Consider the following 18,870-nt stretch of genomic DNA (forward strand, 5'->3'; position numbering starts at 1 on the left):
CGCTGGCGACTTCGTCGCGGACGCGGCGGCCGCTCGGACGCGAGCCGGGCCGCGAACAGACCATGCTAGGTCTCGCTTCGCTCGAAACCGGTGGTTGGGCCGATGTGGGCGGGTGATGTGGTTCTCATGCGATCTCGGTGTGCGCGTCACGGTGGAGCAGGTGAACGGCAGCGTTCGCGACTTCGTCGTCACATGTGCGACAACCGGTAGGCGGTTTCTACCGTGCGACCCGGTGCGGACTGTGATCGGATCGAGGCACCGAGGGCGAGTGGGCGGCGTGCCACCGAATCCACGGGTGCGGGAATAGGGTGTACGAGATTCATCGGAAATGCCGCAACGGCCGGGGTAACGGTCGCTGCGGCAGCACAATGAAGCGGGGGACGGCATCGGGAAAAGGAGTACCGGGCAGCGTGATCACGAGACTGACGCCGCAGGACACGGCCTTCTACCGGCTCGAGTCGAGTAGCAATCCGATCCATATCGGCTCTCTCGCGATCCTGCGGAACACCGAACCCGGCGACGGCGCGGGCCGGGCGGTTCTGGACTACGACCGGCTGGTCGACCTGGTCGAGAGCAGGCTTCCGCTGGTGCCGAGGTATCGGCGCAAGGTGCGCGAGATCCCGCTGTCGCTCGGGCGGCCGGTCTGGGTCGAGGACAGCCGGTTCGACATCACCTACCACATCCGGCGCTCGGCGCTCCCCGGTCCCGGCACCGACGAGCAACTGCACGACCTGGTCGCCCGGCTCACCTCCCACCCGTTGGATCCGGCCCGGCCGCTCTGGGAGATGTACCTGATCGAACGGCTGTCCGACGGCCGCTGCGCGATCTTCACCAAGACGCATTCCGCCCTGGTGGACGGGGACACCGCGCTGGAGATCGGTCACGTGATCCTCGACGCGGGGCCCGCGCCCCGTGAACTGGCCGGTGACGATTGGATCGCGCCGCGCGAACCCGGCGATGTGGAGCTGCTGGTGGGCGCGCTGGCCGATCTCGCCGCGCAGCCGCGTAAGGCGCTGGAAGTGGCCCGCGACGCGAGCGCGGGTGCGTTCGCGGTGCTCGGGACGGCGGGCAAGGCGGTCGAGTCGGTGGTCGCCGCGGTGCGCACCGCGGCGACCGGCGCGCCCGCCAGCCCGCTGAACGCCCGTACCTCGCGCAACCGGCGCTTCGACGTGGTGCGCACCGACCTGGCGGATTACCGCACCATCCGCGAGCGTTTCGGTTGCTCGATCAACGACGCGATCCTCGCCGTGGTCACCGGAGCGCTGCGCAATTGGCTGCTCTCGCGCGGGGAAGCGCTCACCGAGTCGACCGCGCTGCGGGCGGTGGTGCCGATGTCGGTGTACGTCGAGGGAGCCGACGGCGACCAGGCGCAGACGGCGAGCGAGGTGTCGTCGTTCCTGATCGACCTGCCGGTCGGCGAACCGAATCCGGTGATGCGGCTGTCGCACATCGCGCACGCGACCGAACTGAACGGACGTCAGCGGCGTGGCGTCCGCGCGCGCACCCTCGTGCACTTGGCCGGTTTCGCTCCGGCCAGCCTGCATGCGATGAGCGTGCGCGCGGCGAGTACGTTCGCAGAACACACGTTCAATCTGGTGATCACCAACGCGCCGGGTCCGCAGGCGCCGATGTACATCGGCGGTGCGCGGATGCTGGAGATGTACCCGGTGTCGCCACTGCTTCGCAATCAGGCATCGAGCATCGGGATCACGTCCTACGACGGACGGGTGTTCTACGGTCTCAACGCCGACCGCGACGCGATGGCCGACATCGGCGTGCTCGCCACGGCGGTGCGCGATTCCATGGAGGAGATGCTCGGTGCCTGCGTCTGATCAGAACAAGCTGCGGGTCTACATCCCGGCTACGGTGCCGATGCTGCGCGAGCTGGTCGACAACCGGGAACTGTCCGCCGTCGGCGGGACCGCGTTCGCGGTGACGCCCGCGCTGCGCGAGGCCTACGCCTCCGGCGACGACGAGGAACTCGGCGAAGTCGCCATCAACGAGGCCGCCCGCGCCTCGCTGCGGCTGCTCGCCGCCGAACGCGAGGCGATCGGATCGTCGGAGGAGTCCGACGACGAGGCCGCGCCGGTCGCGGGCGGCAGTCCCGTCTACCGGCGCGCGGTGATCGCCGCCGACGTGACCGGCGCGAAACTGCGGCCCGACCTCGACGACGCGGTGGTCCGGCTGGCCGGTCCGATCGGCTACCAGCAGATCGCCTCGGTGCACGTCGATCTGGCCGACGCCGAACCGCAGGTGGCCAAGGCCGTCGACGTGGTGGACGCGGCCGATCTCGGCGACACCGACGCGGAGTTCGTCCTCGGGGACGCCGAGGACCATCAATTGGCCTGGTACGCCGCTCAGGAGCTGCCGTTCCTGCTCGAACTGCTCTGACTCGCGGCCGCGTACGCGGGCTCACACACCGCGACAACCTACGATGCCGTAACCTTGCTGGCGAGGCATCCGATCGGCGAGACGGCGGCCTGCGCATCCGGACGACAGGGAGATCAACGGCAGCGATGGGTTCGAAAATTGGGAGCTTCTCCGTGCGAAGCGTCCGCGCCTGGCTGGAGGCGCCCGCCGCGAGCGTCGCCGAGCGTGGCGGCAAACTGAACGTGCTGCGCGGCGCCGTGGCGCGGGTGACCACGCCGTTGCTGCCCGACGACTACCTGCACCTGGCCAACCCGCTGTGGTCGGCGCGCGAACTGCGCGGGCGCATCGTAGAGGTGCGCAAGGAAACCGCCGACTCCGCGACGCTGGTGATCCAGCCCGGATGGGGCTTCGACTTCAAATATCTGCCCGGCCAATACATCGGCATCGGCCTCTTGGTCGACGGACGCTGGCACTGGCGTTCGTATTCGCTGACCTGTCCGCCGGATTGGTCGGTGCCGGGTCACGCCGGTAAGCGGTTGATCTCCATCGCCGTGAAGGCGATGCCGGAGGGCTTCCTGTCCAGCCATCTGGTCAGTGGCGTGCCGGTCGGCACCGTCGTCCGGCTCGCGGCCCCGCAGGGCGGATTCGTGTTGCCGTACCCGCCGCCGGAGAAGGTGCTGTTCCTCACCGCGGGCAGCGGCATCACCCCGGTGATGTCCATGCTGCGTGCGATGGACCGGCGCGAGCTGTTCACCGACGTGGCACACATGCACTCGGCCCGGACCGCCGACGACGTGATGTTCGGTGCGGAGCTGCGTGCGCTGCACGAGCGCAACCCGAGCTTCGACACCCGTCTGCATCTCACCGCCGAGAAGGGCAAGTTCGCACTCGCCGACCTCGACTCCGAGTTCCCCGATTGGCGCGAACGCCACACCTGGGCGTGCGGCCCGGTCGGGATGCTCGACGAGATCGAGGATCACTGGCGCGAGGCGGGCCTGTCGGACCGGCTGCACGTCGAGCGCTTCGAGATCGAGCGCTCGTCGGTCGGCGCGGGCGGCACGGTCACCTTCGGCAAGACCGGCCGCACCGTCGAGGCCGACGGCGCGACCAGCCTGCTCGAGGCCGGTGAGTCCGCCGGCGTGCAGATGCCGTTCGGCTGCCGGATGGGCATCTGCCAGACCTGCGTGGTCACGTTGAGTTCCGGCCACACGCGCGACCTGCGCAACGGTGAGGAGCGCCGGGAAGGCGACAAGGTGCAGACCTGTATCTCGGTAGCGGCGGGCGACTGCACCCTGGACGTGTAGTCGTCCGGGTACCCTCGAGGTGTATCGAGTAGGGAAAGGACGCCGGTGGCCATCACCGACATCAAAACATTCGCCCACCTGACAGCCGCCGATATCGAGACACTGGGACAGGAACTGGATTCCATCCGGCGTTCGGTGGAGTTGTCCCGTGGCGAGCGTGACGCGAAGTACATCAGGCGCGCGATCGCGGCGCAGCGCGGTCTCGAAGTCGCGGCTCGCGCCGTGCTGTTCGGCAGCCGCAACCGGTGGGCCTGGCTGACCGGCACCGCGCTGCTGTCGGTCGCCAAGATCATCGAGAACATGGAACTCGGGCACAACGTCAGCCACGGGCAATGGGACTGGATGAACGACCCGGAGATCCACTCCACCTCGTGGGAGTGGGACATGACCGGCCCCTCCGCGCAGTGGCGCCGCGCGCACAACTACTCCCACCACACCTATACCAATGTGCTGGGCAAGGACGAGGACCTCGGCTTCGGCATCCTGCGGATGACCCGCGACGAGCCGTGGCGGCCGATCCACCTGGTGCAGCCGCTGGCGAACCTGCTGCTGGCCGCGACCTTCGAGTGGGGCATCGCGCTGCACGACTGGGACATCGAGAAGGAGTTGTCGGGCGCACCGCGCCGCCTGATGTCGGAGCCGAACCTGGAGTTCGGACGCAAGATCTCCCGTCAGGTGGCCAAGGACTTCCTGTTCTATCCCGCGCTCACCGGACGGGCGTTCAAGCAGACGCTGAAAGCGAACGCGACGGCGAACCTGGTGCGCAACCTCTGGGCGTACGCGGTGATCTTCTGCGGTCACTTCCCCGACGGCGCGGAGAAGTTCACCATCGAGCAGCTGGAGAACGAGACCAGCGGCGAGTGGTACCTGCGCCAGATGCTCGGCAGCGCGAACTTCAAGGCCGGGCCCGCCATGGCGTTCATGAGCGGCAACCTGTGCTACCAGATCGAGCACCACCTGTTCCCCGATCTGCCGAGCAACCGATACCCGGAGATCGCGGTGCGGGTGCGCGAGTTGTGCGACAAGTACGACCTGCCCTACACCACCGGGTCGCTGGGCAAGCAGTATCTGCTCGCCTTCCGCACCATCCACAAGCTGGCGCTGCCGGACCGGTTCCTCAAGGCGACCGCCGACAACGCTCCCGAGACCTCGTCGGAACGCAAGTTCGCCGGTATCACGCTGCCGTCGCTCGGCACGGAGTCCACGCACTGGCTGCGCATCGATCCGGAGACCGGCAAGCGCCGCGGCCTGCGTTCGGCATTGCACGAGGCGAAGGTCGTGCTGAAGGAGAAGGCGCGACAGGAGAAGGAGATGCTGCGCGAGGCCAAGGCGGCGCTGAAGGAGAAGGCCGAGCACGAGGGTCAGGTACTGCGGGACGCCAAGGTCGCGTTTCAGGAGCGGGCCCGGCACGAACAAGCGGCGCTGCGTGAAAAAGCCATGCGGGACAGGCGGTTTCGCTTCCTCCGAAGGGCGCGCTAACCTACCAGCCGGCAACCACGACCGCAATAGGGTGATTGACACACCCACGCGGCGCACCTCGCAACCTACGCTTTCGTAACTTACGGTAAAGTAACCCGTATGGCGATCTCGGATGTCAAGGAATACGCGCACCTCACCGAGGCCGACGTGGAAGCACTCGGCGCGGAATTCGACGCGATCCGGCGGGAAATCGAAGCCTCGCGCGGCGAGCGCGACGCGAAGTACATCCGCAATGTCATCAGGTTGCAGCGAGCCCTCGAGATCGGCGGCCGGGCGGTGCTGTTCGCCAGCCCGGTGCGCCCGGCCTGGCTGGCCGGCGTCGCCCTGCTCGGCACCGCCAAGATCATCGAGAACATGGAGATCGGGCACAACGTCATGCACGGGCAGTGGGACTGGATGAACGATCCGGAGATCCACTCCAGCTCGTGGGAATGGGACAACACCGGTGCCGCCAAGCACTGGAAGCACACCCACAACTACCTGCACCACAAGTACACCAACGTGCTCGGCATGGACGACGACATCGGCTACGGCCTGCTGCGGGTGACGCGCGACCAGCGCTGGAAGCCGTTCAACCTGGGCAACCCGATCTACAACCTGGTGTTGCAGCTGTTCTTCGAGTACGGCGTCGCCATCCAGCACATGGAGCTGGGCAAGCTGGTGGCGGGCCGATACAAGCCGGGCTCCCCCGAGCGGGCCGAGTTCGAGCGCAAGCGCAGCGAGGCGCTCACCAAGATGGGCAAACAGGTCCTCAAGGATTACGTCATCTTCCCCGCCCTCACCGGCCCGGCGTTCTTCTCCACACTGACGGCCAACCTGGCGGCCAACGCGATCCGCAACGTCTGGTCCAACGCGGTCATCTTCTGCGGGCACTTCCCCGACGGGGCGGAGAAGTTCACCAAGGCCGACATCGATGGCGAGACACACGGCCAGTGGTACCTGCGCCAGATGCTCGGCAGCGCCAACATCTCCGGCGGCCCGGTCATGCACTTCATGACCGGCAACCTGAGCCACCAGATCGAGCACCACCTGTTCCCCGACCTGCCGAGCAACCGGTACGCCGACATCGCCGTGCGGGTGCGCGAGCTGGCCGACAAGTACGACCTGCCCTACACCACCGGCTCGCTGCCGGTGCAGTACTTCAAGGCGTGGCGCACCATCCTCAAGCTGTCGCTGCCGAACAAGTACCTGCGGGCCACCACCGACGACGCGCCGGAGACCGCCTCGGAACGCAGGTTCGGGGGCAGCGCCACGGCCACCATCGATCCGGTGACCGGCCGGCGCCGTGGTCTGCGCACCGCGCTCGCCCAGGGTCGGCGGCGGCTCGCCCGGCGCGGCTCGCCCGCGGCGCGCTGATTCCACTCTTGCGGTGACGTCGGCTCGGTCTCGGAATCCGAGCCGACTGGGCGTTACGGGCCGCTCGGCCGGGCCGTGTGCGGCGAGTTCGCCGGATTTGATTGACTCAGACGGTGCATCCTGAGGTTCTGAGCGTCTACGAGGCCATCCGGCGGCGCCGCGACGTGCGCGCGGAGTTCACCGGCGAGGTCGTGGACGAGGCGACGCTGTGGCGGCTGCTGGACGCCGCGCACCGGGCGCCCAGCGTGGGGAATTCGCAGCCCTGGGATTTCGTCGTGGTCCGCGATCCGGCGACGCTGCGCAAGTTCGCCGACCATGTGGCGCGCAAGCGCACCGAGTTCCGGGACGCGCTGCCGCCCGAGCGTGCCGCTACCTTCGAGCCGATCAAGATCGAGGGCATTCTGGAGAGCGGTACCGGAGTGGTGGTCTGCTACGACCACGATCGCGGCGGACCGCAGGTGCTCGGGCGGGCCACGGTGCCCGAAGCCGGTATCTACTCCGCGGTTCTCGCCATCCAGAATCTCTGGCTGGCGGCCACCGCCGAAGGCGTCGGCGTCGGGTGGGTGTCGTTCTACGATCCCGGCTTCCTGTCCGACCTGATCGGCCTTCCGGAGGGCGTCCGCACGGTCGCCTGGCTGTGCGTCGGGCCGGTGCACGAATTCCAGCGCGTCCCCGATCTCGAGCGCTTCGGCTGGCGCGCGGGCAGACCGCTCACCGAGGCGGTGCACCGCGAAACCTATCGCGGCTGATCTCCCCGTCCCGATCGCGCATCGTTACGCAAATGTGGGGATCGTTCATGGTTCAATCGGATGCCCACTGGGTACGACAAGGGCGAAACTGCCTCTGACGCAGTGTTCTTCACGGGAGTTCGTCGGTTCCAGGAGGTTTTTGCACATGGCCAATGTCGATGCTGTTCGGCTGTCGAGCGAGCTGGGCATCGATCTGGCACAGGCGACGTTGCGCCTGCGTCGGGAAGGCATCCCCGGCGAGACCAAGCACCAGACCTGTCTGCGGATCCTCGCGGACGAGGGACGCAAGCGGCGGGGCGCCACGGGCAAGTGAGGGCTCCGGGGCGGCGGTAGCCGAGGCGACCGCCGCCCGGCGCGGGACCATGGCCTGCGGGTGCGCCCACGCCGCTCGCGTCAAACGCGTTCGAGCACCGCCGACGCGCCGATGCCGCCCGCGGCGCAAATCCCCAGCAGTGCTGTGTTCTTCCCCGTGCGGGCCAGCTCGTTGGCCATGGTGGTCACCATGCGCGCCCCGGTGGCCCCGAACGGGTGGCCGAGCGAGATCGAGCCACCGTGCACGTTCAGCTTGTCGATGTCCACCTCACCGACGGCGGTGTCGCGATCCAGCCGGGTCTTGGCCCACTCGTCGCTGGCCAGCGCGGTCAGCACCGCCAAGGTCTGGGCGGCGAAGGCCTCGTGGATATCGACGAGATCGGCGTCGCCCAGCGACATCCCGGCCTTCTCCAGCGCCCGAGGCATCGAGATGGCCGGACCGATCAGCACCTGATCGGCCGGATCGACGCTCACGTAGCTCCACGACCGGAACGCAGCCAGCGGCCGATACCCGAGGGCGTGCGCCTTCTCCTCGCTCATCAACAGCACCGCGGCGGCCCCGTCGGTGAGCGGGCTGGCGTTGCCCGCGGTCACGCTGCCGTCCGCGGCGAAAACCGGCTTCAGAGTGGCCAGTTTCGCGATGCTGGTGTCGCCGCGCACCAAGCCGTCGCGCAGGATCTCCACGTCTTCGGGAGTGCGCACCCGCAGCACTTCGTCGTCGAACCGGCCGGACTCGATGGCGGCCGCCGCGCGATGGTGCGAGCGGGCGGCGAACTCGTCCTGGTCCGCGCGGCTCACGCCGTGGATGCGAGCCATCTTCTCGGCCGATTCGCCCATCACCTCACCGGTGGTGCGCTCGGCGATCCTGGGCCGGCTCGGGAGCAGATCGGTGAACGGCGCGAGGCGCGCGACCGCGGACAGGTAGTCCTTCGGCTTCGGCTTGCCCAGCGCCAGCGGCGCCGCCGCGTGCACGACCTTCTGCGGCAACTTGACCTCGGCGTTCGAGGTGGAATCGCTGCCGCCCGCGATCATGATGTCGTACTCGCCCCGCTCGATCGCGGCCGCGGCCGAGGTGACCGCCTGCAAGCCGGAGGCGCAGGCCCTGGTCACCGTGTAGCCCTCGCAGCCCGGGTCCAGCCGCAGGTCCAGCGCGATCTCCCGGGCGATGTTCGGCGCCGCGCCGGGCAGGATGACACCGCCCCACACGATCGCCTCCACTTGCGCGCCGGGCAGCCCGGTTCGCTCCAGCAGTCCCCGTACCGCGGCGTCGGCCAGCGCGATGGAATCCATCCGCGTGTATCCGGTGAACGCGCGCAGGAACGGCGTGCGCGCACCGGACACGATCACGGCACGGCGAGCAGCTTTGGTGGCCATGCGATTTCCTTTCGAAAGCCTCGGTCCACCAAACTTACTCTAAAGTAAGTTCACCGTCGACCCCCTTCGCCGACGGTGAACCCGACGTAGCGGCACTCCCCTCCGCCGCCGCTGAACCGGTCCGCCGCGCGCCGTTGAGCGGCAGACCGGAGACGCCCGTCCCGGCGAACGCCCCTGCCCGTCCCGGAACCGCCGCAGGCCCTCCCCGGGACCTTCCGACGCAAAGAACCGTAACAAACTTTCGACCGATTTTCCAAATAGTTTCTATTGATTTGCCTAAGACCTCCTAGCGGCTTACCATGAACGCACTATGCATAGCCCTTCGGAGCTGTCGCGGCAGAAGAGATTCGGGCGAATCATCAGAGAACGCCGGGACGAGCTCGGCCTCACCCAGCTACAGATCGGCGACCTCGGGGGACCTTCGGCGCCGACCATCCGGAAGATCGAGGACGGCGAGGCGACCATCAGCATGCAGACGCTGAACAAGCTCGACGCCCCGCTGCGATGGTTGCCCGGCAGCGCCGCCCGCACCTACGCGGGCGGCGTTCCCGCCGCCGACGAACCCGCGAACGCTCCGCGCGGCGCAGGCGAATCGGTGGTGGCGGGCCCGGACGCGATCCGCTTCGAAATCTCCGATCTCACCGGTCTTCTCGCGGCTTCGGGCAGGCTCACCGACGCCGTCGAGAACGGTCGCACCACCGACCCGCAGGTGGTCGCGGCGATCGCGGAACTCAACCGGGTGGTCTCCAAGCTGTCCGCGCGGTACGCGACCGCCATGCTCGAACGCAACGGCGGACCGGGCAGGCAGGTGCATCCGCTGGTGGAGATGGCCTTCGCGCACCTGCTCGCGATCCCCGCGGAGGCCAGCGACTCCGGCGAGCTACAGGAACGCCGGTACCGCCGCTGGCTGGCCGGTCGATCGGAGGATATCGATGCGGCGACCGAAGCCCGATTCCGCGCACGCTGGCTGGCGGCCAACATGGCGACGACAACGGTTCGAAACGGTGAGTGACGAGGCAGCCATGACCGACAACGGGCCCGACCGCGCGGCACTCGCGCTGAGTCACAAGATCAATCGGCTGTTCGCCGTCGTGCATCCGCGCGACGCACCGGAACGCGGCGTCGAATCCGTCGCCGAGCAGGCAGGCGATTTTCTCGGTCGCCGGGTGCCGCCCGGCCTCCTGACGCGCCTGCGCGAAGGCGAGTTCGACGACGAGGACGCGGGCGCGGTCGATCCCGAGATCCTCGCCGCGGTGGCGCGCAGCTTCGGTGTGGCCGCCGACTATCTGCTCACCCGTGGCCCCGCCGCCGCCGCGATCGACCGGGAACTCGAGTTGCTTGCCACCATGCGCGACGCCAACGTCGCCAGCATCGCGCTGCGCGGTTCCAACATAGATCGGGGCATGCTCGCCAAGATCATCCAGAGCACGGCAGGGTCGATGCCGCCGAGTCGGTAGCATGCTTCCCTACATGGGCCACCGAGCTTTTGTAGGAGACCGATCGCATGGCCATCCAGGCCCGGTTCCGGAGCTTGACCCGGGACCTCCCGATACCCCACCCCTGGGATTTGCAGACCTACCTCGATGATGTCGCGGCGTACCGGGGCCGCAGCATCAGCCTGTTGCCGATCGATACCGCGCTGCTCGCGGGGACCGGATGCGGCACGGGCAGCGGCCTGTGGATCGCCAAGCAGGACAGCGATGTCATCGCCTACGGGGCCGACACCACCGAGTGGCACGCCGAGCACATCATCGTGCACGAGCTCGGGCACATGCTGCTCGGGCACGGCCCGGAGCAATCCGAATCCGGTGAGGCGCCCACGAGCGCACCGTCCGTGGCCGCGGTCGCCGATCTGTTGCCCTCGATCTCGCCCGAGTCGATCGCCCACGTGCTCGGCCGCACCGACTACGGCACCCGGCGCGAACGAGACGCGGAGACCTTCGCCGACATGGTGATGCTGCACGCCATGCGTCCGCCGAGCCGCGATTCGCTGCTGCACCGCACGTTCTTCCGCGACCGGCGGCGGTGACCTCGCCGATCCCGGCGCCGATCGCGATTCCGCTGATCGTGTTCGTCGCGGTGGTCGTGCTCGGGCGTCGTCTCGTGCTGCACCACGCCATCGTCGATCGCCTCCTCAACCGGGCCATGCTGTGGGGCACTGCCACGTTGGTCCTGCTCGAACGCGGCATCGCACCGGCGATCGGCAGCCTGCTGCACCAGCTTTCGATGGGCACGCTGTTGATGGAGGTCGTCGGACTGTACGGGGCGGCCCGGCTGTGGTCCGGCGCGGAACCCGCGTCCGCGTTCACCCGGCAGCGGGTCTACGACCTCGCCGGACTGGCCGGAGCGGCGATCATCCTGGTGGTGGGGACCGCGGCACGCCAGGAGGGACGGCTGGTGGGGCAATCGCCGGACTGGCAGGCGCTGGTGGTGTGGGCGATCCTGTGGTTTCCGCTGCTGGCCGCCGGCCGGCTGTGCTGGCGCGCGGCGGTGCGCGAACTGCGCTCGGACGAATCGGCCGCCGCGGAGCGGATCGTCTACGTCACCCTGCTGGCCACACTGGTCGTCGGGTCCGCAGGCCTGGTCGTCTCCGCGGTACAGCTCGCCGGGCCCGGCGCGACGGCCGACCCAGCTCTGGTGCGCTGGGCCGCACCGACTTTCGCCGTCTCGGCGCTCGGCGCGGCGCTCCTGGCCGTTCCGCTGGTCGCCTGGCTGCGGGCACACACGGGCTGGGACCGCGCCGGACGATACTGCCGACGCCTGCGTCCGCTGTGGCGCGATCTGACCGCGGCGGTACCGGAGGTCGTGCTCGAGCCGGACCTGCCCGCGGCCGAATCCGACGCGCGGCTGATCCGCATGACGGTCGAGATCCGCGACGCCCTGATGCACCTGCGGCACTATCTGCCCGAGGACGCCGCCGGCACCGACTACGTGGCACAGATCCAGCGCGCCATCGCCGCGAAATCGAGCGGCGCGGCGGTGCGTACGCGGCGGCCGGACCATCCCGCCGGGCCGCCGGTGGGCGACATCGACTCGGATCTGCGGCTGCTACTCGCGATGGCCCGCGACTGGCCGCGGGGTGCGAGAGGCGTCTCGACATGATTCTCCGGGCATCCAGCTCGTGAGCTGAATGCCCGGAGAAATGGGACGGATGGTTCGGTGCCGTCAGGCCAGGCGGATCAGGCCGTAGTCGAAGGCATGGCGACGGTAGACCACCGAGGGCCGGTCGCTCTCCTTGTCGTAGAACAAGAAGAAATCGTGACCGACGAGTTCCATCTGGTAGAGGGCGTCGTCGACGGACATCGGGGTCGCCGAGTGCACCTTCGTGCGCACGATGTGGCCGGGACCGGCCTCGTAATCCTGCTCGTGCCCTTGCTCGAGGTGGGTGTGCGCGGCATCGGACTCGGTGAGCCGCTCGAAGAGGGAGTCATCCACCAGATCGGCGGTGGCCTGGGCAACCGACAGCGGCGTCTTGTCGCCGTAGTGCACCCGGCGCCGATCCTTGGTGCGGCGCAGCCGGCTCTCCAGCTTCGCGGTCACCGACTCGAAGGCGGCGTAGAAGCTGTCCGCGCAGGCCTCGGCCCGCACGACGGGACCCTTTCCGCGCGCGGTGATTTCGACGCGCTGACAGTTCTTGCGCTGACGCCGGTTGCGCTCGTGGAACAGCTCCACGTCGAAGAGGAAGATCGATGGATCGAAGCGTTCTAATCGGGAGAGTTTTTCCGCGACGTAAATACGAAAATGGTCGGGCACCTCGACGTTGCGGCCCTTCACCACGATGTCGCCGCGTGGCGCACGTGGTTGTTCCGCTGCGGGTTGCTCGGGTGCTGCTTCCTGGGTGCCGGAGTCCAGCACCGAAGGAGCGGGATCTTTCACTGAAGGTCGTGAAGAAGTCGTCACGCGTACCTCCCGGATCTGGCCGCACCGACCGATTCCAGTGCGGCGGGATTGAGCCGTGCCGATCGACAATTACTCGGCACAAGTTGTCCGAGGCGCCACCTCCAAACTTGCGGTTCGGGTGTGTGTTCGCGACGCTAGTCCGCCGACGCGCTGATCGCCAGTGTTCACGCAAATTTCCCGGAGTCAAGCAACACACGTAACCAGAACGCCATGTGTCGGCAATCCGATGTGCCGCAGTGCACGCACCGATTCGCGGGCCGTGGCACCGGTGGTCAGCACGTCGTCGACCAGCACTATCTCGGCGTTCGCCGGTATTCCCCGAGCGGCGACACGGCCGGGGGCGGTGCGCACCCGCCCCTCCAGGTTGCGAGCCCGCTCGGCGGGTGTCAAGCCGACCGAATCACGTACCTCTGGACCCACTCGCAACAGGGGTACCATGCGGGTGTCCGGTAGCCATTGCGCAGCTACCGCGGCCGACCGCAGCACCGGATCGCCGCCGCGGCGTCGCGCCGCCACACTCCTGCTCGGCGCGGGAACCAGCACCAAAGGACGGCGCGGCGAACGCAACTCGGCGAGCGCGCCCGCGAGCGCCACCCCGAGTGGCTTCGCCAGATCGCGCCTGCCTCGTTCCTTGACGGCGAGCACCGCCCGGCGCGCGGGCCCGGCGTACGGCCCGAGCGCCCAGCACGGAACGCCCGGATCGGTGCGTGGCCACACCCGCACCGGCGGGCCGGTCAGGGTGACGGCGCAGGCGGCGCACCAATCGGCTCCGGAACGTCCGCAGCCCGCACAGGCGGCGGGCAGCACCAGATCGAGCAGGGTTCGCATCGACCGAGTGTGCGCCCGGCCCCCGACAAGTTCGCTCGCTCAGGCCGGCGGCGATGCCCCGGGGTGAACGTATGCGTCTGCGGCAGGGACGTTTACGCGGTCCACCACGGCCGCGTACCCGGGACCGGACGCAGCTCAGCCGGGCAGGACGGGTATGGCGTTCGCGCCCAGACCCGGGACCTCGCGCCAGTACGGCTGCCCTTGGTCCGGAGCGGAGGTCAGCTCCAGCACCGCGCGTGAGTCGGCGACGTACTGGTGGTCCGGGCTCGCGCTCAGCGAGCGCACCGGCGCCGTCAGATTCTGTGAGGTCAGCGGGGTCGGCTCCGAGCCGTCGACCGACACCGTGCTGACCGGGTCCACATTGCCCTCACGGGCGATGATGATGGTGTCCGCGTCGAGCCAGTCCACCGAGACCGCGGCTGTGCTGAGTCCGACGCCCACGGGAAGCGCCGAGGTCAGCGCCACCTTTCCGTCCGGTTTGGGCACGACGACCGCGACGTACACCCTGCCGTCGGCGATCATTGCCGCCCGCACTCCGGACCGGGAGATCCGTAGTTCGGTGATCGGCAGCCGAGGCGAGGTGGCCGAGGATGCCGCCGTCAGCCCGGAGATGTCGACGTTCTGCACCGATACATTGCCGCTGCCCCGGTCGTTGACCGCGCGGATCACCCGATCGCCGTCGACCACCGCCCATGCCGCGCTGCCGTCCGCGGTCCAGGAGGGCCGGGTGATGGTGAAGCCCTCGGCCACCGGAAAGGCGTTGCCGCCGTAGGTGCCGACCATCAGCGTGCGCGACGGCACGCCCGGGGGTCTTCCGGCTTCCGCGACGGCGGCGACGAGCTGACCGTCCGGGGACAACGTCGCCGACTGGAGGTTGTTCACCCCGCCGAAGTAGCCGGGAGCGGGGATGATGCCACCGTTCTCGGCGATCTGCACCAACCCCCCGCCGCGCAGCGCGTGCAGCCCGGTCTGATTGCGCGCGGAGGTGGCCGGATTGAACTGCTGCACGTCGGCCACGCTCCACCCGTTCGCGGCGAACCGCTCGTCCAGCGGCTTGCCGTCGGCGAGCAGCATGTACGGCCCGAGGATGTCGGCGCTGGACAACGTGAGCACCACCTGCGCGGCCAGTAGTTCGCGCTCGCGCGGATTCAACACCGACGCGCCCGCCAGGTCGATCTTGACGCCGCCGAGCCCGATGCCGACGCCGTCGGGATCACCGTTGGCCTTGGTGATCGCCCCGCGCAGCGCGATCGGCGGCGCCAGCTCGCTGCGCAGCACCGACGCCAGCGCGGGCTGCGGCCCCTCTAGCAACGAGCTGAGCAATCGCTGGGCCAGCTGAGCTTTCGGCACCGCGAGCCAGCGCAGATCCGGGACGGCCATATTGCCGGTCGGATCGATGAAGTACAGCACGTAGCGGCGGTAGGACTTGAAGAACGCGGTGGAGTCCATGACGACGCCGTCGGGCAATTCGTCGATGCGCCACTCACCGTTGATCTTGGTCAGCTCGATCTTGTTCTCGACGAAGGGGATGTCGTCGTTGGGACGGTACCCGCCGTCGGCGGACAGCTCCCCGACCTTGCGCGCGCGGATCAGATAGTTGGCTTTGTCTCCGGAGCGCGACTCTCGCAACGTGTCGGGCTTCTCGACGATGACGGTGCCCGCCGCGTCGTCCCATTGGGTGGAAGCCGCGGGGGTCATATACTGCCGGGCGGCCAGATGCCGGTTGGCGGGATCGGCGGTGGCCTGGAGGAAGTCGCGCAGCAGCAGATCGGGATCGCGGTTGGCGACCGGTGGCGGCGGGCCCTCGGAGGTGGGCTCCCGGTTGATGGTGCCCAGCGCCTCCGGCGCGGAGGACTCGGGCAGGCTGGCGCAGGCGGTGAGCGGTGCCACGACCGCGAGGATCGTCGCCACCAGCACTGTCAGCCGCCGCCCCCGCGCAGATCTGACACGCATTCTCATGACTGTACGTCCCCCGGTTCGCGCGCCCCGCCGCCCCCGGGTTGCGCCGACTCCGATGCCGATGAGCCGTTCGTTCCGGACGCGTGCGCCTCGTCGGGCGAGGCGGTGTCGGTGGGCTGCGTGCCGCCGGCCGTGGCGTGCGGTTCGTTCGCACGAGCCTCCGAGCCGCCTTCCGTGCCCCTGCTGTCTCCTTCGTCGCCGCTCGGCCCGTCGCCGTCCGGCTCTTTTGTGTGCTCCGAACGCCTGCTTTCGGGCGCCGGCACGGAATCGCCCTGCTGCGCACCGGCCGGATCGGAACTGCCCGGATCCGCGCCCTGCGGCACGGCGCTCGTCCCCTGCGCGGCGCCCGAAGCGGTCGAGTCGTAGGTGGCCTCGTCCGGTTCGGCGGCGACCGGTGGCGCCTTCTCCGATTCGACGGACGGTTCCGGTTCGACCAGGCGCATCGACTTGCGCGCCGGTTCCAGCGGAAGCGGGCTCGGGCCGAGTTTCTTGCCGCGCACCAGCGGCAGCGTCAGGCGGAAGCTGGCGCCGATGCCCGCCTCACCCCAGGCCTCGAGCTTGCCCTCGTGCAGGTTCGCGTCCTCCACGCTGATCGACAGGCCGAGACCGGTGCCGCCGGAGCGGCGCATGCGGGACGGATCCGAGCGCCAGAACCGGTTGAAGACCAGCTTCTCCTCGCCCGGCCGCAGACCGACGCCTTGATCGCGCACGACGACGGCGACGGCGTTGGCCTCGACGTCGCCGCGCATCCGGATCAGCACCGGCTTGCCCTCGCTGTGATCGATCGCGTTGGCGAGCAGGTTGCGCAGCACGCGCTCCACCCGGCGCGGATCGACCTCGGCGACGAGCGGCTCCTCCGGCATGTCGCTGATCACCTCGACCCCGGCGTCCTTGGCCAGGTGCCGCACGGTGGAGATCGCGGCCCGCGCGCACATCCGCACGTCCAGCGACTCGACCTGTAGTTCGGCGACGCCCGCGTCGTGCCTGCTGATCTCCAGCAGGTCGTTGAGCAGGCCCTCGAACCGGTCCAGCTCGTTGACCAGCAACTCGGCGCTGCGGGCCAGGGCGGGATCGAGGTCGTCGCTGCTGCCGTGGATCAGGTCGGCGGCCATGCGCACGGTGGTCAGCGGGGTGCGCAACTCGTGGCTGACGTCGGAGGTGAACCGGCGCTGTAGATTGCCGAACTCCTCCAGCTGGGTGATCTGGTTGGAGAGGCTTTCGGCCATCTCGTTGAACGCCTGGGCCAGCCGCGCCATATCGTCCTCGCCGCGTACCAGCATGCGTTCCTTGAGCCTGCCGTCGGCGAACCGGCCCGCGATCCGGGCGGCGGAACGAATCGGCAGGACCACCTGCCTGGTGACCAGCGCGGTGATCGCGGCCAGCAACACCAGCAGCACGATGCCGCCGACCAGCATGGTGCCGCGCATCAGCGACAGGCTGCGTTCCTCGTTGGCCAGCGGGAAGATCAGGTAGATCTCCAGGGTCGGGATCTCCGCGCTCGGGCTGCCGATGATCAGCGCGCGCCCGCGGTAGCCATCCGCGTCGTCGACCGTGGCGAACTGGTAGCTGACCTGGTTGCGCTGCACGAACCGGCGCAGTTCGTCGGGCACCTCTTGGATCGGGCCGCGCGGAATCTGCTGCGGCGGCATCCCGCCGATGACGCTCAGCGCCGAATCGAAGCTGCCCGCCGCGCCGGTGGACTGGCCGGTGCCGGCGCGGTTGGACAGCGCGTTGCGGGCCTCTTCCAACCGCTGCGGTTGGGCGCCGATGTCGTGCACACCCGCCAGCTGGCTCTCCACCGTGTTGCGCGCACGGTCCATCTCCTCGACCGCGGCGTTGATCTTGGCGTCCAACAACCGGTCGGTGATCTGACTGGTCAGCACCACGCCCAGGATCGTGATGACGATCAGCGACAGCGTCAGCGTGGACACGATGACGCGCAACTGCAGCGAACGACGCCACAGGTGGCCTAAGGCAATGCCGACCGCTTGGAACCAGGCCACCACCGGTGCCAGCGATCGTTCCAGACGCGTGATCACGCCATGGATCACGGCGGTCCGGCCTTGTAACCGACACCGCGGACGGTCAGCACGATCTCCGGGTTCTCGGGATCCTTCTCCACCTTCGCCCGCAACCGCTGCACGTGGACGTTCACCAGGCGGGTGTCGGCGGCGTGCCGGTAGCCCCAGACCTGCTCGAGCAGGACCTCACGGGTGAACACCTGGCGCGGCTTACGAGCCAGGGCGACGAGCAGGTCGAACTCCAGCGGCGTCAGCGAGATCTGCGCGCCGCCGCGGCTGACCTTGTGCGCGGGCACATCGATCACGATATCGGCGATCGACAGCAGCTCGGCGGGCTCCTCCTCGGTCCGGCGCAGGCGGGCCCGCACCCGGGCGACGAGCTCCTTCGGCTTGAAGGGCTTGACGATGTAATCATCGGCGCCCGATTCCAGACCCAGCACGACGTCGACCGTGTCGGTCTTCGCCGTGAGCATCACGATCGGAACCCCGGAATCGGCCCGCAGCACACGGCACACGTCGATGCCGTTCATGCCGGGCAGCATCAGGTCCAGCAACACCAGATCGGGGCGGATCTCGCGAACCGCCGCCAGGGCCTGTGTGCCGTCGCCGACCACGTGCGGGTCGAACCCTTCCCCGCGCAAGACGATCGTGAGCATCTCGGCGAGTGCCATATCGTCGTCGACGACCAGAATCTTCGGCTTCATAACTACTATGTTGTCATCTCCCAGGCCAGGATCGGGCCGCCACGCCAACACTGGTGCGAACCCACGGCACAGCCAACCTTATCGACCAACGATTTCGGCGATCCGCGCGGCCAGCTCAGCCGGACCGTCGTCGGATCGGTACGTCCACCAGGGTCCGCGCCAGTCGCGTTCGGCCAGCTCACGGTACACCGCGCCGGTCCGGTACTGCAGACCGCCGTCACGCTCGTAGGCGTCGAGGGCGCGCTCGGCGTCGAGTTCGCCACGCCTGCGGGCACGCTCGGCCGCGAGTTCGGTGGGCACATCCAGCAATACCTGCAGGGCAGGTACGGGCAGGGCGAATCTGCCGAATTCCAAATCGCCCACCCAGTCCACGATTTCACCGTCGGCCGACTGCCCGAGCCGGGCCGCCGAGTAGGCGGCGTTGGAGGCGACGTAGCGGTCCAGGAGTACAACGTCGTTGTCGGCCAACAGCTTCGACAGCTCGTCCAGCGCGTCCGCGCGGTCCAGCGCGAAC

18 protein-coding genes are annotated in these 18,870 nt (G+C 68.8%); 11 read left to right on the top strand and 7 right to left on the bottom strand.

The window, feature by feature from the left end:
* Nucleotides 1-410 precede the first annotated feature (410 nt).
* The 7 genes from ON29_RS22435 to ON29_RS36060 all read left to right on the top strand — a co-directional run bounded on the left by ON29_RS22435 (nt 411) and on the right by ON29_RS36060 (nt 7,571).
* The gene (locus ON29_RS22435; RefSeq protein ID WP_085994932.1) at nt 411-1,832 is read left to right on the top strand and encodes a WS/DGAT/MGAT family O-acyltransferase; all 1,422 of its coding nucleotides are present in this window, start codon (nt 411-413) and stop codon (nt 1,830-1,832) included.
* A 10-nt stretch (nt 1,833-1,842) separates the two neighbouring features.
* A complete protein-coding gene (locus tag ON29_RS22440) occupies nt 1,843-2,391 on the top strand; it encodes a DUF6912 family protein (protein WP_040869226.1) in 549 nt (182 codons plus the stop codon).
* Between the two features lie 125 nt (nt 2,392-2,516).
* Nucleotides 2,517-3,674, top strand: a complete 1,158-nt coding sequence (locus ON29_RS22445) for a ferredoxin reductase (RefSeq protein ID WP_051175474.1) — start codon at nt 2,517-2,519, stop codon at nt 3,672-3,674.
* Between the two features lie 45 nt (nt 3,675-3,719).
* On the top strand, nt 3,720-5,153 hold the full coding sequence (locus ON29_RS22450; RefSeq protein ID WP_040869200.1) for a fatty acid desaturase family protein: 1,434 nt from the start codon (nt 3,720-3,722) through the stop codon (nt 5,151-5,153).
* A gap of 99 nt (nt 5,154-5,252) precedes the next feature.
* Nucleotides 5,253-6,509 carry a fatty acid desaturase family protein gene (locus ON29_RS22455; RefSeq protein ID WP_040869202.1) on the top strand — a complete coding sequence of 419 codons (1,257 nt, stop codon included), beginning with the start codon at nt 5,253-5,255 and terminating at the stop codon, nt 6,507-6,509.
* Nucleotides 6,510-6,637: 128 nt separating this feature from the next.
* A complete protein-coding gene (gene bluB, locus ON29_RS22460; RefSeq protein ID WP_040869228.1) occupies nt 6,638-7,258 on the top strand; it encodes a 5,6-dimethylbenzimidazole synthase in 621 nt (206 codons plus the stop codon).
* A 145-nt stretch (nt 7,259-7,403) separates the two neighbouring features.
* Nucleotides 7,404-7,571 carry a hypothetical protein gene (locus ON29_RS36060; protein ID WP_157172863.1) on the top strand — a complete coding sequence of 56 codons (168 nt, stop codon included), beginning with the start codon at nt 7,404-7,406 and terminating at the stop codon, nt 7,569-7,571.
* Between the two features lie 80 nt (nt 7,572-7,651).
* On the opposite strand, the gene ON29_RS22465 is transcribed toward ON29_RS36060, so the two are convergent.
* Complete coding sequence (locus ON29_RS22465) at nt 7,652-8,944, bottom strand: acetyl-CoA C-acyltransferase (protein WP_040869204.1); 1,293 nt, start codon at nt 8,942-8,944, stop codon at nt 7,652-7,654.
* A gap of 310 nt (nt 8,945-9,254) precedes the next feature.
* Here ON29_RS22465 and ON29_RS22470 point away from each other — a divergent pair, with 310 nt between their 5' ends.
* From ON29_RS22470 to ON29_RS22485, 4 genes are read left to right on the top strand one after another with little or no spacing between them, the layout of a single operon-like run.
* On the top strand, nt 9,255-9,956 hold the full coding sequence (locus ON29_RS22470) for a helix-turn-helix domain-containing protein (protein ID WP_051175475.1): 702 nt from the start codon (nt 9,255-9,257) through the stop codon (nt 9,954-9,956).
* Nucleotides 9,957-9,966: 10 nt separating this feature from the next.
* On the top strand, nt 9,967-10,401 hold the full coding sequence (locus ON29_RS22475) for a hypothetical protein (RefSeq protein WP_051175476.1): 435 nt from the start codon (nt 9,967-9,969) through the stop codon (nt 10,399-10,401).
* Between the two features lie 47 nt (nt 10,402-10,448).
* A complete protein-coding gene (locus tag ON29_RS22480) occupies nt 10,449-10,973 on the top strand; it encodes a hypothetical protein (RefSeq protein ID WP_040869205.1) in 525 nt (174 codons plus the stop codon).
* Nucleotides 10,970-12,046 (top strand): MAB_1171c family putative transporter, encoded by a 1,077-nt coding sequence (locus ON29_RS22485; RefSeq protein WP_040869207.1) that lies wholly within the window; start codon nt 10,970-10,972, stop codon nt 12,044-12,046. The genes ON29_RS22480 and ON29_RS22485 overlap by 4 nt, the downstream gene beginning before the upstream one ends.
* A gap of 63 nt (nt 12,047-12,109) precedes the next feature.
* Here ON29_RS22485 and hpf read toward each other — a convergent pair whose 3' ends face one another.
* The 6 genes from hpf to ON29_RS22515 all read right to left on the bottom strand — a co-directional run.
* Nucleotides 12,110-12,724 carry a ribosome hibernation-promoting factor, HPF/YfiA family gene (hpf, locus tag ON29_RS22490; RefSeq protein ID WP_245549068.1) on the bottom strand — a complete coding sequence of 205 codons (615 nt, stop codon included), beginning with the start codon at nt 12,722-12,724 and terminating at the stop codon, nt 12,110-12,112.
* Nucleotides 12,725-13,027: 303 nt separating this feature from the next.
* On the bottom strand, nt 13,028-13,672 hold the full coding sequence (locus tag ON29_RS22495) for a ComF family protein (protein ID WP_040869210.1): 645 nt from the start codon (nt 13,670-13,672) through the stop codon (nt 13,028-13,030).
* Between the two features lie 135 nt (nt 13,673-13,807).
* Nucleotides 13,808-15,631 (bottom strand): MtrAB system accessory lipoprotein LpqB, encoded by a 1,824-nt coding sequence (lpqB, locus tag ON29_RS22500; RefSeq protein WP_040869211.1) that lies wholly within the window; start codon nt 15,629-15,631, stop codon nt 13,808-13,810.
* A complete protein-coding gene (mtrB, locus tag ON29_RS22505) occupies nt 15,628-17,634 on the bottom strand; it encodes an MtrAB system histidine kinase MtrB (RefSeq protein ID WP_245549069.1) in 2,007 nt (668 codons plus the stop codon). Before mtrB ends, lpqB begins: the two co-directional genes overlap by 4 nt.
* Before the next feature lie 44 nt (nt 17,635-17,678).
* Nucleotides 17,679-18,356: an MtrAB system response regulator MtrA gene (gene mtrA, locus ON29_RS22510; RefSeq protein WP_039800350.1), complete on the bottom strand. Its 678-nt coding sequence runs from the start codon at nt 18,354-18,356 to the stop codon at nt 17,679-17,681.
* 78 nt (nt 18,357-18,434) lie between these two features.
* On the bottom strand, nt 18,435-18,870 hold a 436-nt coding region (locus ON29_RS22515; protein WP_040869213.1), incomplete at its 5' end, for a dTMP kinase.

The organism is Nocardia exalbida NBRC 100660 (assembly GCF_000308575.1).
GTDB lineage: Bacteria > Actinomycetota > Actinomycetes > Mycobacteriales > Mycobacteriaceae > Nocardia > Nocardia exalbida.

What these genes read in the sequence shown, in the direction of transcription:
- ON29_RS22445 (WP_051175474.1), top strand. Translation starts at nt 2,517, where the DNA reads ATGGGTTCGAAAATTGGGAGCTTCTCCGTGCGAAGCGTCCGCGCCTGG.
- ON29_RS22455 (WP_040869202.1), top strand. Translation starts at nt 5,253, where the DNA reads ATGGCGATCTCGGATGTCAAGGAATACGCGCACCTCACCGAGGCCGAC.
- ON29_RS36060 (WP_157172863.1), top strand. Translation starts at nt 7,404, where the DNA reads ATGGCCAATGTCGATGCTGTTCGGCTGTCGAGCGAGCTGGGCATCGAT.
- ON29_RS22465 (WP_040869204.1), bottom strand. Translation starts at nt 8,944, where the DNA reads ATGGCCACCAAAGCTGCTCGCCGTGCCGTGATCGTGTCCGGTGCGCGC.
- ON29_RS22470 (WP_051175475.1), top strand. Translation starts at nt 9,255, where the DNA reads ATGCATAGCCCTTCGGAGCTGTCGCGGCAGAAGAGATTCGGGCGAATC.
- ON29_RS22475 (WP_051175476.1), top strand. Translation starts at nt 9,967, where the DNA reads ATGACCGACAACGGGCCCGACCGCGCGGCACTCGCGCTGAGTCACAAG.
- ON29_RS22480 (WP_040869205.1), top strand. Translation starts at nt 10,449, where the DNA reads ATGGCCATCCAGGCCCGGTTCCGGAGCTTGACCCGGGACCTCCCGATA.
- ON29_RS22495 (WP_040869210.1), bottom strand. Translation starts at nt 13,672, where the DNA reads ATGCGAACCCTGCTCGATCTGGTGCTGCCCGCCGCCTGTGCGGGCTGC.
- lpqB (WP_040869211.1), bottom strand. Translation starts at nt 15,631, where the DNA reads ATGAGAATGCGTGTCAGATCTGCGCGGGGGCGGCGGCTGACAGTGCTG.
- mtrA (WP_039800350.1), bottom strand. Translation starts at nt 18,356, where the DNA reads ATGAAGCCGAAGATTCTGGTCGTCGACGACGATATGGCACTCGCCGAG.